Here is a 15,217-nt window from a genome sequence, read left to right as displayed (position 1 = left end):
GCTTAACCGCGCAGCGCGCGCCAGGTCGCAAACCCGGCAATACACAACAGGATCGACCCAACCAGATGCAGCAAGGTATGCACCAGCGCCCACCCATAATCGCCCCGCTGCAGCAGCGCTACCGACTCGCCCGAAAAACTGGAAAAGGTCGTCAGCCCGCCGAGAAAACCGGTGACGACAAACAGCCGCCACTCCGGCGTCAATTGCGGATGCTGCGAGAAGAAGGCCAGCGCGAGGCCGACCAGGTAGCCGCCCACCAGGTTGGCCGCCAGTGTGCCCGCCTGCACGTAGGCATGCAGGGAACCCAGCCACAAGCCCAACCCCCAGCGCAGCCAGGCGCCGAGCGCGGCGCCGGCCCCGACCGCCAGCCAGCTCGAGCCCGCGGTCACGCCCGCAGTCAAGCCATGCTCCACTTGGCCTTGGCACTGTCGTCGGTGATGCGCGCGTCGACCCAGCGCGCACCTTCCGGCGTCTGCTCCTTCTTCCAGAACGGGGCGTCCGTCTTCAGGTAGTCGATGATGAACTCGCAGGCGGCAAAGGCTTCGCCGCGGTGCGCCGCGCTCACCGCCACCAGCACGATCTGCGCCAGCGGCGCCAACGGCCCGACGCGGTGGATGACGAGCGCGTTATAGAGCGGCCAGCGCGCCCGCGCCAGCTCCACGATCTCCTGCAACGCGCGCTCGGTCATGCCGGGATAGTGTTCGAGCTCCATCTCGGACACGGACGCGCCCTCGTTCATGTCGCGCACGGTGCCGACGAAACTGACGACGGCGCCGACGCGCGCATCGTTCGCACGCAAGCGCGCCAATTCCTGGCCGAGATCGAAGTCTTCCGTCTGCACCCGGACTTCAGGTGCGCCGCCCGTCATTTGCCCTCCCGTGCCGTGCGCATGATCAGCTGCTCGATGCGGTGCGCGCTGCGTTCGTCGACCAGGGCCGGCAGCGCGCACAAGGCGTGCAGGGCCGCATGGCGCCCGGCCGGCTTGTTGCCCGCCTTGAGGGTCGACTGCAGGGCTTCCACTTGCAGCTTGAGCCGGTCGCGCGCGAACTCGGCGCCGCTGTCGATGCCGGCCGCGACTTCCTGGCGCAGCAGCTCGGCCAGCAGGGTAGAACGGTTCGCCTCGAGCAGGCGCGCATAGCCGCCGCGGTCGAGTTCGAGGGCATTCAGCGCCGCCTCGAAGCGGGCGTCGAGCACGGGATCGTACTCGGGGCCGGCCGCCAGCAAGGCCGCCCAGCGCGCACGCCAGTCGGCTTTCGATATTTCTTGCTCCGGCTGGGCCAGGGAGTCTTCGAGTTCCTGGCAGGCGCGCAGCTTGTCGCGCAGGGCGCCGGCCAGGGCCAGTCCGGCGGCACGGCGCGACAGGTCGGCGTGGTGCTGCACCTTGGCCACGGCTTCGTGGTAGCGCTTCTCGACGCGGGCTTCATGGGCGCGCGGCACCGGGCCGATCGCATGCCATTCGGCGGCCGCCTCGCGCAGCAGCTTTGGCGCGCTGGCGGCAGTGGCGTCCGGCGCGGCCGCTTCCAGACGCGCGCTGACGGCCTCCTTGGCCGCTTCGTGGGCGCGCCGTTCGGCATCGAGCGCATGCGCGGTTTCCTTGCGGCGCGCGAACAGGTCGTCGCAGGCGGCGCGGAAGCGCTGCCACAGTGCCTGCTCGGCCTTGCGTTCGAGCGGCAGCGCGCGCGCATGTTCCTGCCAGCGCGACTGGATGTCGCGCAGGTGGTCGACCGCGTGGCGGTCGTGTGGATCGATCGCCAGGACTTCCTCGATCAGTTCCTCGCGCCCGGCGACTTCGGCCTTGCGCTGTTCTTCCAGCGGCCCCTGCAGCGTCGTGAGGGCCGCGCCGAACAGGGTATCGAGGCGCTTCTTGTCCTTGCGGTCGATGGCGCCGAGGTGGCTCCAGGCCAGGCGCAGGCGCTGGACGGTGCCGGCCACGTGCTTCCAGTCGGCTTCGCCCGATGCCAGGCGCGCGATCTCGGCCTGGGCCTCCTGCACGATCGCCTCGCCTTTCGCCGCGTTGGCATGGCGCTCGTCGGCCAGGTGGCGGAAATGGGCCGCGGCCGGGGCATAGGCCACGGTGCAGGCATGGTCGAAGCGTTCCCACAGGCTCTTCGGAGCCGCGCCCGACAGGCTGTCGAGCGCCTTCCAGCGCTCGCGCATGCTGCCGACTTTCTTCGCCAGCTCGGCCATCGCCAGGTTCTGGGTCGGCAGCGCTTCCACCGTCTTGATCAGTTCCTCGCGCGAGACGTTGCCGCCCCAGCGCGCCCAGTCGGACAGGCGTTTCAGTTCGGCTCGCAGATGCGCTAGGCGGTCGGCCTGGGCGCTCGTCAGGCGCATGCCCTTGCCCTTGGTGTCCTTCAGTACCTTGTCGAGTTCGGCGGCATGGGCGAGCGAACCCTGCTGCAAGGCCGCTTCCAGCGCATCGAGGTTATCGAGGAAGGCCTGGTCGGCGCCCTTCGGCACTTTCGGCGCACGGGCTTCGGCGCCCGCTGCATCCGCGGCGCGCGGCTCGGGCGCGGCCTTGCGCACCGGCTGCGGCAAGCTTGCCAGCAGCGCGTCGAAACGCGTCTGCAAGGCGCTGCCGGCGGCGCCCTCGGGCAAGGCCGGCAGTTTTTGCCACGCGCGGCGCAGGGAGTCGGCGCTCAGATCGGCGACCGGCTGCGCCTGCCATTCGGCGAGCGCGGCTTCGCGCGCGGCCAGGGCCGCCTGCGACTGTTCGAGCGTGGCCAGGGCGCCGGAGAGGCGTGCGTGCTCGGCGGCGAATTCCGCCACCAGCGCGCGCGGGAGCGAAGCGTGTTCCGGCGCCGCCAGGGCCGCGCCCTGCTCGCCCCGCATCTGTTCCAGGCTGGCAGCCATGTCCGCCGCGTTCAGGCCGGCCGCTTCGAGCCGGCGCAGGGCGGCCAGGCGGTCGATCATGGCGCGCTGCAGCTGCACCTGGGCCTCCAGACGGGCGCCGAGCCCGGCCCGTACAGGTGCGAATTCTCCCTGCAGCTCGGGGGCGGCGATGATCGCCCATTTGCGGTCGAGATCGGCGACCTGGTTCGGCGTCAGGTGCTCGTCCGCCAGCAAGGCGCGCGCCTGGGCCAGCGTGGCCTGGCCGCGCGCCAGTTCGGCGTCATGGTGGCGGATCGCATCCAGTCTCGCCTGCATCAGCTTGGCGACGCGGCGGTCGAGGTTGCGCATTGCCGTGTGCACGCGTTCGAGCGCGGCGCGGCTGTGCACCAGCTCGGCGGCGGCCAGGCGCAGCTCGGAAAATTCGCAGGCAAGGATGAAGTCGACGGCGCGGTTTTCGTCACCGTCGAGCGCTTTCAGCTGCAGGGCTTGCTGCTCGCGCAGGGCGGCGCCGGCACGCGCCGGTGCGCTGCCTGCCGTGGACGGCGCACCGCCCTTGTTCGAGGAAGCGCCCCCTTCACCGGCCGGCGCTGGCGGCGAATTTGACTTGACCGGCGTCGACTTGGCCGGCGTCGACTTGGCCGGCGCCTGCGCGCCGCGTCCATTGCCCGACTTGTCGCCCTGGCGCTTGAATAGGAATTCGAACATGGAGAAGACCCACTTGCAAAACCCTCATCATAGCAAAGAACGATCACGGTTTTTTCTGGCGTCCCCGGCATGGCCTTAGTGCACGCAGCTGATGCACGCCTAGTGCATGTAGTAGGCGGACACCCCTTGCCGATGGGCATGTTCGGCACGGCTGAAGCGGTTGGCGGGCGGCGGCGTGCGCGCGCGGTGCTCTTCGCGGTAGGCGTCGTGGGCCAGCATCTGGTTGGCCACCGCGAACCAGGCGTCGCCGGCGATCGCCGCGCGCGCGACCGGAAACAGCTCGCGCTCCTCGCGGTCGAAGCGCTGTTCGAGCGCCGTGCAGAAGCGCTCGACGGCGCCGCAGAAGGCATCGACGCCCTCCTCGTCCTCGATGCCGCCGGCGGCCAGGCGGCAAGCCGTACCGAGCGCCTCGGCCGCGCCGCGGCTGAGCAGGTCGAGCTCGCACAGCAGCGACTCGGTGGCGGCGCCCGTGCGGCGCAGGGCCGGCAGCAGGAAACGGTCGAGCTTGCGGCCCTGGCAGCCTTCGTAGAGGCCGCGCAAGGTGGCGCACACATAATCGGCCTGACCCTCCGTCAACGCAGTCTGGCGGGCATAGCTCTTCTTGACGAGCTGTTGCACGGCATGCAGGCTGACCCGCATATTGGTTTGTTCGACGGAAAGCGCAACGAGGGTATAGGTCGCGGTCAGCATTCGGATCTCCTCTCGGCGTCGTCAGCACGAGCGCATGCTCCGCAGGGGAACACGGCAGGCTGGACGCTATGGTTTTTTGGACAAGCCGGGCGGATGTTTTTCTTCTCTTCGGCCTGAAGGAAGGTCTAGTTTACGGAGCGCCAACCTTGCGACTTTGATCTTGATCAAACTCGGGGGATACGGCCGCGCTGCGATCGTCAACCGCCGCAGGCGCCATGCGTTACGGCCAGACCAGGTGATGGGGAGTACGGACTGCAGCCTTTCACCAGCGCGCGCGGTAATCCTCGGCCAGGCCCGCCAGCCCCGCGACCGGGTGGCGCGGCCCCTCTACACTGCCCTTCACCCAGCCGTCGAACCGGCCCACGTGCTGGCGCATGCGGCTGCTGGCCACCAGCAATTGCTTGTCGTCGCAGCGCGTGCCCTCGGGGGTAAAACGCATCGCCAGCAGCCCGCACAGGGTGCGCATCGTCCAGCAACCATCGGGCAAGACCTCCACCTCGACCCGCCCCAGCGGCACGAGCATGCCGTCCAGCCAGAGCGCGTTCTCGGCGTCGCCGAAATAGCCGCACTGCAGATTGAAGCCGAGGCGTGGGCCGTGCGCAGAGATCCAGCGCCAGGCCGTGCGCCGTCCGAGCAGGCCGTTCGAAAAATCGTAGCTGGCCACGCCGCCGTCGAGCCGGTAGCCGCGGCCGCCGGCCTGCAGCTCTCCAAACAGCGCCAGCCCGGGCGACTTTTGCGTCGTGTGGACGCTGCCGCCGTCGAAGGTCGGCCCGACCGCCAGCAGGCGCGGCCCTGCGCCGCCGTAGCGGGCGTCGATCCGGAATCCGGGCGCGCGCAGGCGCAGCCGGTGGCCATGCGCGCCATCCGCCTCGATCGCGATGCGCCGCCCCGGCATGGCAAAGCGGGCGCCCTCGCCCACGGTGGCGCCGACCCGCGCCGTCAGGCCCGCCACCCCGAGGGGGGAAAAGGCGGCCACGACCCGGCGTTGGGCCCGATCGAAGACATAGGCGAAGCAGGTGTTGCTCCAGCCGATGTCGACGATTGCCACGCCGCAGAACAGCTCTTCGGTGACGAGGGCGACGAAATGCCAGCGCTTGTGGTGCAGGCGGCGCCAGAGCGCGCCACGGGCCCGGGGCGGCGCCAGCCTGGCCCAGCCGGGGGCGCCGGCCAGCCCCTGGTAGCGCCCGGAACGAAGCAGCCCGTCCGGGCCGACCGCGTCGAGGGGCGCCGGCGGCAGCATCATGCGGCGGCCGCGCCCGGCATGGCGCCGAGCAGTTCGGCCAGCCGCGCACCCGGCACGGCCGGCTCGCTGCGGCCGAGCGCGACCTGCGCGCAGCCATGCCAGCGCGCGCAGCGCAGCACGGCACCGGCCACGTCGCGCAGCAGCGCATCGCTGGTGCGCACGCCGGGCTCGAAGAACACGGCCTTGACCTCGAACACGCCGGCGCGCCGGTGCGCCTTGGCGTCGATGCGGGCAGCGAGGGCGCCGCGGCGCAGCACCGGCAGCGTGAAATAGCCGTAGCGGCGCTTGGGCGCCGGCGTGTAGCACTCGAGCCGGTAATCGAAGCCGAACAGTTCCAGCGCGCGGCGCCGATCCCAGACCACCGGGTCGAAGGGCGACAGGATGGTGGTCAGGGTCGGCGCCAGCGCGCCGCTTGCCGCCTGCCGCGCCAGTTCGGCATGATCGGGGTGGATGTAGACCGGATCGTCCCAGCCCTCGACGCGGGCGCGCAGCAGCAGGCCTTCGACGGCCAGCTGGGCGGGGTCGACATGCGGGCGCCGCGTGCGGTGGTAGTCGGGGATCCAGTGCGCGCGGGCCAGTCCCAGCGCCCTCACCGCCCGCAGGGCCAACGTGCGCTGCACGTCCGTCAGCGCCGGCATGCGGGCATCGTCCCATTCGGGATGGACGCGTTCGGCCAGATCGTAGACGCGCTGGAAGTTGTGGCGGCGCGCGATCATCAGGGCACCGGAGGTGAACAGCACTTCCAGCGAACGCTTCTCCGGCTTCCATTCCCACCAGCCGCCGGCCTTGCCGTCGCTGCGCTCGAAGTCCGACGAACGCACCGGCCCATGGGTGCGGATATGGGCCAGCAGCGCCGCCACTTCGCCGGCGCGCTCGCGCATCCAGTTGGCCGAATACTTCCAGCCCATGGCGCTCGGATCGAGCATGCGGTGGCGGTAGAGGCCGTAGTCCTCGCGCGGGATGAAGCAAGCCTCGTGGGCCCAGTATTCGAAGAGCTCCCCCTCGACCAGCGCCGCGTCCAACCACTCGGACGGATAGTCGCCGAGCCGGCTCCACAGTACGAGATACGGGCTGCGCGCGACGACATTGATGGTGTCGATTTGCAACACGCTCATGCGGCGGATCGCGTCCATGACGTCGGCCTGGACGGCCTTGCGGCGGCGCGGCTGCAGCAGGCCCTGCGCGCCCAGGTGCAGGGCGCGCGCAGCGCCCATCGAGAGAATAATGTCGCTCATATAAATATTCTAATGAGGTTTCGGCAAGCCGCGCATGTCCTGCCGGAATTTTTTTGCAGCGCGTTTTGAAGCGCCGGCCCAGCTGCGCTATAGTGCAGCCGATCTCCATCTCTCTTTTCCCCAGATTCCGCATGCGGCTGCTGCACACTTCCGACTGGCACCTCGGCCAGACCCTGCACAACTACGACCGTAGCTACGAACACCAGTGTTTCCTCGACTGGCTACTCGACACGCTCGTCGAAGAAGAGGCCGACGCGCTCCTGATCGCAGGCGACATCTTCGACAACGCCAATCCGTCATCAAGCGCCCAGCGCCAACTGTATGGCTTCCTGCAGCGGGCCAAGGCGCGCGCGCCGCACCTGCAGATCGTCGTCATCGCCGGCAACCACGACTCGCCCAGCCGCCTGGAAGCGCCGGGGCCGCTGCTGGAAGCGCATGGCACGGTCGTGATCGGCAACGTGGTGCGCGGACGCGACGGCGAGATCGACCTCGAGCGCCTGGTCGTGCCGCTGAAGGACAAGGCGGGCGACATCCGGGCCTGGTGCCTGGGCGTGCCCTTCCTGCGTCCGGGCGACGTACCGAAGGCGGAGGTCGAAGGCGACGCCTACCTGAACGGCATCGCCCTGCTCTATCAACAGGCCTTCGCCCTCGCGCAATCGCGCCGCGAAGCGCACCAGGCAATCCTGGCCATGGGCCACTGCCATATGGTCGACGGCCAGTCTTCGAACGATTCCGAGCGCCGCATCGTCATCGGCGGCACCGAGGCGCTGCCGGCCTCGATGTTCGCGCCCGAGATCGCCTACGCGGCGCTGGGCCACCTGCACCTGGCCCAGCGCGTCGGCAAGAAGGAGCACCTGCGCTATTCGGGCAGCCCGCTGCCGCTGTCCTTCGCGGAAGTCGGCTACCAGCACCAGGTGCTGCGCATCGACCTCGACGGCCCGGTGGCGAAGGAAGTCACGCCGCTGCTGGTGCCGCGCGCGGTCGAGCTGCTGCGCGTGCCGCCCAAGCCGGCGCCGCTGCCGGACGTGCTGGCCGCGCTGGAGGCGCTCGAACTCGACCCGGAGCTGCCGCCGCAATGCCGTCCCTACCTGGAAGTGCGGGTGCTGCTCGACGGCCCCGAGCCGAGCCTGCGCGCCCAGGTGGAGGCCGCCATTGCCGGCAAGCCGGTGCGCCTGGCGAAGATCGAGCCGACCCGCAAGGTCGTCACGCGCGAGGACGGCGCCGACGCACTGACCCTCGACCAGCTGGCCCAGCTGCAGCCGGACGACATCTTCCGCCGCCTGTGGCAGCAGCGCTTCGGCGAAGACGCCCCCAACGAGCAATTGACGGCCTTCGCCGAACTGATGCTGCCCGGCGACGCGGAGCGCGCATGAAGATTCTGCGGATCGCGGGACGCAACCTGGCGTCCCTGGCGGGAGACTTTTGCGTCGATTTCGAGAGCGAGCCGCTGGCCAGTTCCGGCCTGTTCGCCATCTGCGGCCCGACCGGCGCCGGTAAAAGCACCCTGCTCGACGCCCTCTGCCTGGCTTTATATGGCAACACGCCGCGCCTGCAGCAGCGCAGCAGCCGCGGCGCCCTGCCCGATGCCGGCGGCGAATCCGTCTCGACCAGCGACGCGCGCAACCTGCTGCGCCGCGGCGCCGCGGAAGGCTATGCCGAAGTCGACTTCATCGGCAACGACGGCGTGCACTACCGCGCGCGCTGGAGCGTGCGCCGTTCGCGCAACAAGGTCAGCGGCCTGCTGCAGGCCTCGAACATGACCCTGCACCGCCTGCCCGAAGGGATAGCGCTGGGCGGCACCAAGACCGAGGCGCAGCTCGAGATCGCGGCGCGCATCGGGCTCTCCTTCGAACAGTTCACGCGCTCGGTGCTGCTGGCGCAGAACGAATTTTCCGCCTTCCTGAAAACCGACGAGAACGAGCGCGGCGAGCTGCTCGAGACCTTGACCGGCAGCGCCGTCTACAGCGAGATCTCCAGGCGCGCCTACGAGCGCTACAAGCAGGAACAGGATGCCGTGCGGCGCCTGACTTCGCGCCTGGCCGACCACGCGCCGCTGGCGCAGGAGACGCGCGCCGAGCTCGACGCCGAGCGCGCCGCCGCCGACGTGGCGCTGCAGGCCGTCGACGTGCGCCGCGCCCTGCTCGAAGCGCAGCTGCGCTGGCACCAGGAACGCGAACGCCTGCGCCAGAGCGAAGGGCAAGCCGAGAGCCTGCTGGCCGAAGCGGGCGCGCGGGTGGAAAGCGCGGCCGAGCGCCGCAAACGCCTGGCCATGCTCGACGCGGTGCAGGCCGCGCGTCCGCTGATGGCGGAACTGGCGCGCCTGGATGCCGAGCGGGTGCAGATCGAGGCGACGCTGGCCAACGGCCAGGGAGAACTGGCGCGCGCTGCCGAAGCGGCGCGCCAGGCTGTCCAGGGCGTGCAGGAAGCCGGCGCCGCGCTGGAAGCGGCGGAAAGCGCGCAGCTGGACGCCGCCGCCCGGCTCGACGCGGCCAAGGCGCTCGACGCGACGATCGGCACCCTGGCCGGCGCCCATGCCCAACTGGCGCAGCGGCGCGACGCGACCGCGGCCGAGGCGGTGCGCACGCGGGCCCTGCTGGCCGAGGCCGAGGCGCGGCTCGGCCAGACCCGCGAAGCCGAGGCGCGCAGCGCCGGCTGGCTGGCGGCGCACGGCAAGCACGCGGCCCTGGCCGGCCAGTGGCTGCGCTGGGACAAGCTGTTCACCCAAGCCGCAAACGCCGCCGCGCTCGAAGAGGCGAACCTGGCCGCGCTGGCGAAAGCCGACCGCGCCCGCGTGAACGGCGCTGCCACCGCCCAGGCCACGCTGGAAGCGGCCGAACGGGCAGCCGCCCGCATCGCCGAACTCGATGCTGCGCGCCAGGCGGCAAGCGCCGCGCTGGCCGGCTTCGATCCGGAGGCTCTGCACGCCGAACGTCAGCGTTTCGAGGCGCGCCGCGAACAACTGGCGGCCGCCACCCGCATCGCCAAGGGCCTGCACCTGGCGCGCGAACGCCTGGCCAAGCTCGACACCGAACGCGAACGCATACGCAGCGGGCATGCCGGCGCCGAGACCGCGCTGGCGGCGGCGCTGGCCGCCGCGCCGCAGCTGGCCGGCGCTGCCACCCAGGCCGAGCATGCACTCGCCGCCGCCGAACTGGCCTGCGCCGACAATGTCGAGGCGCTGCGCGGCGCCCTGGTCGAGGGCGACCCCTGCCCGGTCTGCGGCAGCGAGGCCCACCCCTACGCCCACCAGGACGCGCGCCTGCATGCCGTCTTCGAGCTGCTGCGCACGCAGGTGAACGAGCGCCGCGCCGAAGTGCAGCGCAACCTGTCCGAGCAGGCGACCCGGCGCGCCCAGCTGGAATCCGGCGGCGAGCGCCTGGGAGCCCTCGACGAGGAACGCAGGGCACTGGCCGCCGACCTCGGCGAACTCGAGGAAGCGTGGGCGGCCAATCCGGTGTCGATGGAGGCGCCGGCCGCGGGCGAACGCCAGCCCTGGTTCGAGGCGCAGTCGGGCACGGTGCGCGAAGCGCTCGCCGCCATCGATGCGCGCGAGCAGGATGCGCGGCGCGCCACCCAGGCGCGCGCCGCCGCGCAAACCGCTTTCGAGGCGGCGACGGCCGAACACCTGTGCCAGCGCGAGGCCGCGCAAAAGGCACAGGCGGCGCTCGTCACGCTCGAGAACGAGCACAAGACGATCGCCCTCCAGCTCGAGCGGGATCGTGCAGCGGTCGATGCCGTACTGGCCGAACTCGATCCCGTGCTGGTGGAGTCGAACGGCGACGGCTGGCAGGCGCTGTGGCGCCGCAATCCGAAACAGTGGCAGGCGGCGCGCGCCGCCGAAGCGCAGGCCTGGACGGCGCAATCGCAGCAGCTGGCCGAGCAGCGCGCCGCCCTGGCGGCGCTGGAAGCGGCGCAGCGCGAGGCCGCCGTGCGCGCCGAGCATGCGCAAGAGGCAGCGGCGGCGGCGCAGGAAGCCAGTGCGCGCAGCGAAGCCGAACTCGATGAACGGCGCTCGGCCCGCGCCGCCCTGTTCGAAGGCCGCGCCGTGGCCGAGGTCGAGACGGCGCTGCGCAGTGCGGTGACGAGCGCGCGCGAGCTGCTGGCCGCGCGCCAGCTGGTCGCCGCCGAGGCGGCCCAGCGTGAAACGCAGGTGCGCAGCACCCTGACGCAGGCCCAGGAACGCATCGGATCGCTGCAGGACGACGCCCGCGACGCGGCGGCGCGCCTGGCCGACTGGATCGAGGACTATGCCGCCCACCACGGCGAGCTGGAACCGGTGGAAAGCCAGGCGCAGCTGGCCAGCCTGCTGAACGTCGGCGCCGCCTGGCTGGCCGCCGAGCGCAGCGAGCTGGCCGAACTCGACGCGGCCCTGGCCCGCGCCTCTGTCGTGCTGGCCGAGCGCAAGAACCAGCGCGCCCTGCACGAGGAAAGCGCCTCGCCCGACGGCGCGATGCAGGACGGCGCCGCCGTCGCCGACGCCCTGCAGGCCGTGCTGGAAGAGCGCAGCGCCGTGCACGAACGGGCCACCGCCCTGCGCCTGCAGGCCGCGCAGGACGACGAGCGCCGCACCAAGGCGCAGTCGATGCTGGCCGAGATCGAGCGCCAGCAGGCGATCGAGGCGCGCTGGGGACGGCTGTCGGAACTCATCGGTTCGGCCGACGGCAAGAAGTTCCGCAACTACGCCCAGCAGTTCACGCTCGACGTCCTGCTCGGCTACGCCAACAGCCACCTGAACCAGCTGGCGCGGCGCTACCGCCTGGAACGCGTCGACAACGCCGGCGCCCCGTCGCTGGCGCTGATGGTGCGCGACCAGGACATGGGCGGCGAAATCCGCTCGGTCAACTCGCTCTCGGGCGGCGAATCCTTCCTGGTCTCGCTGGCCCTCGCCCTGGGCCTGGCCTCGCTGTCCTCGAACCGGGTGCGGGTCGAGTCGCTCTTCATCGACGAGGGTTTCGGCTCGCTCGACAGCGACACCCTCGGCGTCGCCATGGACGCCCTCGACGCGCTGCAGTCGATGGGGAGGAAAGTCGGCGTGATCTCGCACGTGCAGGAGATGACGGAGCGGATCGCGGCGAAGATCCAGGTGCGGCCGACGGGCGGCGGCAGCAGCGCGGTATCGGTCGGCACGTAACGGGTTTTGTCGGGTGGTCACGGAGTGCCCACCCGACAAAACCAGCGTTGTACAATGACGCCCTTTGCACATTCACGCCAATTTCACATGAAACCCGCCCGCACCCTCACCTTCAAATGCGCCCAGTGCGCGAAAAACGTCACCGTCTACCTGCAGAAAGTCTCGGCCTGCTCGCACATCCAGCCTTACCAGGGCATCTGCGGCTGCGGCGAAGTGCGCCGCCATGCGACCGGCAATCCGGATGCGGTGAAGTCCTTCCTCGAGTCGGGCGACGGCAACTGGCATCACCATCATTGAGATGACGCGCATCGAATGGGAAGAAGGCGGCCAGCGGCGCTCGGCGCTGTGGCGTTCGGAGAGCGGCTGGCCGGCGCCTAAAAAGGTCGTGATCGCCGACGACACGATGGCGGCCGATACCGCGTATCGCCTCGCGCTGGACGGCACCGCCCTGCTCTGGCGCGGCGACTTCCAGAATGCGCGCCAGCTGGTGCAGGCGCTGGCGCGCCGCATCGATCATAAGCCGGCGCGCGCAAGACGTGCAAACAGCGGAGCCAAAGCCGGTGCGGCCGCGCCGACGCTGACCGAACAGTTCCACCGCCATCGCCTGGCGCAGCTGCAGCGCGCGCGCACACTGGCGATGCTGCTGATTCCCTTCGATGCCGATTACGCGATTCCGCTGCGGCGCGCGCCCGACGTGCGCCAGGCCTGCAATGAAGCCTATGGTGCCGCGACCGAGCCCTTCGTCGTCTCGCTGCGCGAGCTGCTGGGACTGATCGGCGCGCATGAGTGGCGCAGCAAGGGCGTGCATATTCCCGCGCTCGATGCGCGCATCCATCCCTGGTATGGCGTGTTCTCGCCGGTGCGCGGTGAATACGTCGAGCTGGTGGCGCAGGCGCCGCTGCCGCAGGGCGCGACGACCGCCTTCGATATCGGCGCCGGCACCGGCGTGCTGTCCGCCGTGCTGGCGCGGCGCGGCCTGCGGCAGGTGGTGGCCACCGACATGGATGCGCGGGCGCTCGGCTGCGCGCGCGAGAACATCGCGCGCCTCGGCCTCGACGCGCAGGTCGAGGTCATTCAGGCCGACCTCTTCCCCGAGGGCCAGGCCGGGCTGGTCGTCTGCAATCCGCCCTGGCTGCCGGGCAAGCCGAGTTCGGCCATCGAATACGCGATCTACGATCCGGACAGCCGCATGCTGCGCGGCTTCCTCGCCGGTCTGAAGGCGCACCTGACAGCCAACGGCGAAGGTTGGCTGATCCTGTCGGATCTGGCCGAGCACCTGGGCCTGCGTTCGCGCGAGCAGCTGCTGGGCTGGATCGCGTCCGCGGGCCTGGCCGTCGCCGGCCGCCACAACGTGCGTCCGACCCATGCGAAGGCAAGCGACGCCGACGATCCGCTGCATGCCGCGCGCTCGCAGGAAGTGACTTCGCTGTGGCGCCTGCGCGTCGCGTAAAGCCCGAAATCACCGGGCACTCCCCCCGCATTTGCATCCTGGCGCACGAAGCAGTACAATAGCGCTGCGGGGTGGAGCAGTCTGGCAGCTCGTCGGGCTCATAACCCGAAGGTCACAGGTTCAAATCCTGTCCCCGCAACCAAACACTCGTATTGAAAGAAGCCCGACTCTCGTAGCCGGGCTTTTGTTTTCTGGGCCCAGCGACGCCGGATGAGAGACAAGAAAGACAACGCCACGATCGACCTGCCGGGTTTCGAACCGGCCGCCCCGCTCGAAGCCGTCGCTCAGCCCGAGTCGAAACGTGCACCCCGTCCCCGCCGCACAGGCATGAAGCAGGAACAGATTCCCCTGCTCGAAGAAACCGACACCACCGGCCTGCCCGTCTGGCGCCGCGACGATAAACTTGATTTGACCGGCTTGCCGGTCTGGGCGCCGGACTCCTGACTCCGGCTTTTACCCGGCTGGAGGCCGCATGACCATTTCCTTCTCCGCGCTGCCGCTGGCACCGCAATTCCTCGCCAACCTCGACACGCTCGGCTACCACAGCATGACGCCGATCCAGGCCGAAAGCCTGCCCTCGGTGCTGCAGGGCCGCGACCTGATCGCGCAGGCGAAAACCGGCAGCGGCAAGACCGCGGCCTTCGGCATCGGCCTGCTGCAGAAACTGAACCCGGCCTGGTTCGCCGTGCAGGGCCTGGTGCTGTGCCCGACGCGCGAACTGGCCGACCAGGTGGCCGGTGAATTGCGCCGCCTGGCGCGCGGCGTCGGCAACGTCAAGATCCTGACCCTGACCGGCGGCGTCGCCATGCGCCCGCAGATCGCCTCGCTCGAGCACGGCGCCCATATCGTGGTCGGCACCCCGGGGCGCATCCGCGATCACCTGGGCCGCGCGACGATCGACCTCTCGAAAGTGCAGACCCTGGTGCTGGACGAAGCCGACCGCATGACCGACATGGGTTTCTATGACGAGATCGCCGGCATCGTGTCCGCCTGCCCGCAGCGCCGCCAGACCCTGCTGTTCTCGGCTACTTATCCGGATGACATCCGCCACGCCACGGCCGGCTTTCTGGTCGACCCGGTCGAGATCGCGGTCGAGAGCCAGCACGACGATTCCAAGATCGAGCAGCGCTTCTACGAGGTCGGCTTCGACAACCGCGACGAGGCCGTGGCGCGCCTGCTGCGCCACTACAAGCCGGTGTCGACCCTGGCCTTCTGCAATACCAAGGCGCACTGCCGCGAACTGGCCGACTCCCTGCGCGACCAGGGCTTCTCGGCCCTCGCCCTGTACGGTGAACTCGAACAGCGCGAGCGCGACGAGATCCTGATCCTGTTCGCCAACCGCAGCTGCTCGGTGCTGGTGGCCACCGACGTCGCCGCGCGCGGCCTCGACATCGCCAACCTGGAAGCGGTGATCAACGTCGACGTCTCGAAGGACGCCGAAGTCCACGTGCACCGCATCGGCCGCACCGGCCGCGGCGAGGAGACGGGTCTAGCCCTGTCGCTGTGCGCGCCGAACGAAAAGAAGTGGGTGCGCGCGATCGAGGAATACCAGAACGCGCCGGTCTCCTGGTACAAGGTCGACGACCTGGGCGACTCGGTGCTGCCGGCCGAGCCGGCGCCGATGGTCACGCTCATCATCGCCGGCGGCAAGAAAGACAAGCTGCGTCCGGGCGACGTGCTGGGCGCGCTGACGGGCGACGCCGGCTTGACGAAGGAACAGGTCGGCAAGATCAACGTCACCGAGTTCCAGACCTATGTGGCGCTGGCGCGCGACGTGGCCGATGCCGCTTACCGGAAGCTCAACGGCGGCAACAAGCTGGGGCCGGACTTCGGCAGCTTCAAGGGGCGCAGTTTCAAGATGCGTTTCCTGGACGTCTAACTATATTACAGACGCCGGTGCGCCTGGCTGCCTCTCAGGCAAGGCGCATCGT

12 protein-coding genes and 1 tRNA gene are annotated in these 15,217 nt (G+C 70.1%); 7 read left to right on the top strand and 6 right to left on the bottom strand.

Annotated elements, in window-relative coordinates; translation table 11 throughout:
- Positions 1–2: 2 nt before the first annotated feature.
- From crcB to ASF77_RS02455, 6 genes are all read right to left on the bottom strand, one after another.
- On the bottom strand, positions 3–401 hold the full coding sequence (crcB, locus tag ASF77_RS02480) for a fluoride efflux transporter CrcB (RefSeq protein WP_229445197.1): 399 nt from the start codon (positions 399–401) through the stop codon (positions 3–5).
- Complete coding sequence (gene moaE / locus ASF77_RS02475) at positions 398–868, bottom strand: molybdopterin synthase catalytic subunit MoaE (RefSeq protein ID WP_056333906.1); 471 nt, start codon at positions 866–868, stop codon at positions 398–400. The genes crcB and moaE overlap by 4 nt, the downstream gene beginning before the upstream one ends.
- A complete protein-coding gene (locus ASF77_RS02470; protein WP_056333903.1) occupies positions 865–3,537 on the bottom strand; it encodes a DUF349 domain-containing protein in 2,673 nt (890 codons plus the stop codon). Before ASF77_RS02470 ends, moaE begins: the two co-directional genes overlap by 4 nt.
- 99 nt (positions 3,538–3,636) lie before the next feature.
- Positions 3,637–4,227 (bottom strand): hypothetical protein, encoded by a 591-nt coding sequence (locus tag ASF77_RS02465; RefSeq protein ID WP_056333900.1) that lies wholly within the window; start codon positions 4,225–4,227, stop codon positions 3,637–3,639.
- Positions 4,228–4,489: 262 nt separating this feature from the next.
- Complete coding sequence (locus ASF77_RS02460; RefSeq protein WP_056333898.1) at positions 4,490–5,470, bottom strand: DUF2804 domain-containing protein; 981 nt, start codon at positions 5,468–5,470, stop codon at positions 4,490–4,492.
- Entirely contained in the window at positions 5,467–6,705 is a 1,239-nt protein-coding gene (locus tag ASF77_RS02455) for a winged helix-turn-helix domain-containing protein (RefSeq protein ID WP_056333895.1), read from the bottom strand. Before ASF77_RS02455 ends, ASF77_RS02460 begins: the two co-directional genes overlap by 4 nt.
- Before the next feature lie 131 nt (positions 6,706–6,836).
- Between ASF77_RS02455 and ASF77_RS02450 the strand changes: the two genes are divergently transcribed.
- From ASF77_RS02450 to dbpA, 7 genes are all read left to right on the top strand, one after another.
- On the top strand, positions 6,837–8,078 hold the full coding sequence (locus ASF77_RS02450) for an exonuclease SbcCD subunit D C-terminal domain-containing protein (protein WP_056333892.1): 1,242 nt from the start codon (positions 6,837–6,839) through the stop codon (positions 8,076–8,078).
- Positions 8,075–11,836, top strand: a complete 3,762-nt coding sequence (locus tag ASF77_RS02445) for an AAA family ATPase (RefSeq protein ID WP_056333890.1) — start codon at positions 8,075–8,077, stop codon at positions 11,834–11,836. Before ASF77_RS02450 ends, ASF77_RS02445 begins: the two co-directional genes overlap by 4 nt.
- A gap of 87 nt (positions 11,837–11,923) precedes the next feature.
- Complete coding sequence (locus ASF77_RS02440) at positions 11,924–12,133, top strand: hypothetical protein (protein ID WP_056333887.1); 210 nt, start codon at positions 11,924–11,926, stop codon at positions 12,131–12,133.
- A 1-nt stretch (position 12,134) separates the two neighbouring features.
- Positions 12,135–13,286 (top strand): class I SAM-dependent methyltransferase, encoded by a 1,152-nt coding sequence (locus ASF77_RS02435; protein ID WP_156648699.1) that lies wholly within the window; start codon positions 12,135–12,137, stop codon positions 13,284–13,286.
- A gap of 65 nt (positions 13,287–13,351) precedes the next feature.
- Positions 13,352–13,428 (top strand) — tRNA-Met (locus ASF77_RS02430).
- Between the two features lie 68 nt (positions 13,429–13,496).
- The gene (locus tag ASF77_RS02425) at positions 13,497–13,730 is read left to right on the top strand and encodes a hypothetical protein (RefSeq protein ID WP_056333881.1); all 234 of its coding nucleotides are present in this window, start codon (positions 13,497–13,499) and stop codon (positions 13,728–13,730) included.
- A gap of 28 nt (positions 13,731–13,758) precedes the next feature.
- Positions 13,759–15,165, top strand: coding sequence for an ATP-dependent RNA helicase DbpA (gene dbpA, locus ASF77_RS02420; protein ID WP_056333878.1), 1,407 nt, complete (start codon positions 13,759–13,761; stop codon positions 15,163–15,165).
- Positions 15,166–15,217 lie beyond the last annotated feature (52 nt).

This window comes from Massilia sp. Leaf139, from assembly GCF_001424165.1.
In the GTDB taxonomy this organism is placed as follows: Bacteria; Pseudomonadota; Gammaproteobacteria; order Burkholderiales; family Burkholderiaceae_D; genus Telluria.
The sequence above is the reverse complement of the archived record's forward strand: the minus strand, read 5'-3'. Positions and strand labels throughout refer to the sequence as shown.

Coding starts and splice junctions, on each gene's coding strand:
- moaE (WP_056333906.1), bottom strand. CDS start 868: ATGACGGGCGGCGCACCTGAAGTCCGGGTGCAGACGGAAGACTTCGAT.
- ASF77_RS02470 (WP_056333903.1), bottom strand. CDS start 3,537: ATGTTCGAATTCCTATTCAAGCGCCAGGGCGACAAGTCGGGCAATGGA.
- ASF77_RS02465 (WP_056333900.1), bottom strand. CDS start 4,227: ATGCTGACCGCGACCTATACCCTCGTTGCGCTTTCCGTCGAACAAACC.
- ASF77_RS02460 (WP_056333898.1), bottom strand. CDS start 5,470: ATGATGCTGCCGCCGGCGCCCCTCGACGCGGTCGGCCCGGACGGGCTG.
- ASF77_RS02455 (WP_056333895.1), bottom strand. CDS start 6,705: ATGAGCGACATTATTCTCTCGATGGGCGCTGCGCGCGCCCTGCACCTG.
- ASF77_RS02450 (WP_056333892.1), top strand. CDS start 6,837: ATGCGGCTGCTGCACACTTCCGACTGGCACCTCGGCCAGACCCTGCAC.
- ASF77_RS02445 (WP_056333890.1), top strand. CDS start 8,075: ATGAAGATTCTGCGGATCGCGGGACGCAACCTGGCGTCCCTGGCGGGA.
- ASF77_RS02440 (WP_056333887.1), top strand. CDS start 11,924: ATGAAACCCGCCCGCACCCTCACCTTCAAATGCGCCCAGTGCGCGAAA.
- ASF77_RS02435 (WP_156648699.1), top strand. CDS start 12,135: ATGACGCGCATCGAATGGGAAGAAGGCGGCCAGCGGCGCTCGGCGCTG.
- ASF77_RS02425 (WP_056333881.1), top strand. CDS start 13,497: ATGAGAGACAAGAAAGACAACGCCACGATCGACCTGCCGGGTTTCGAA.
- dbpA (WP_056333878.1), top strand. CDS start 13,759: ATGACCATTTCCTTCTCCGCGCTGCCGCTGGCACCGCAATTCCTCGCC.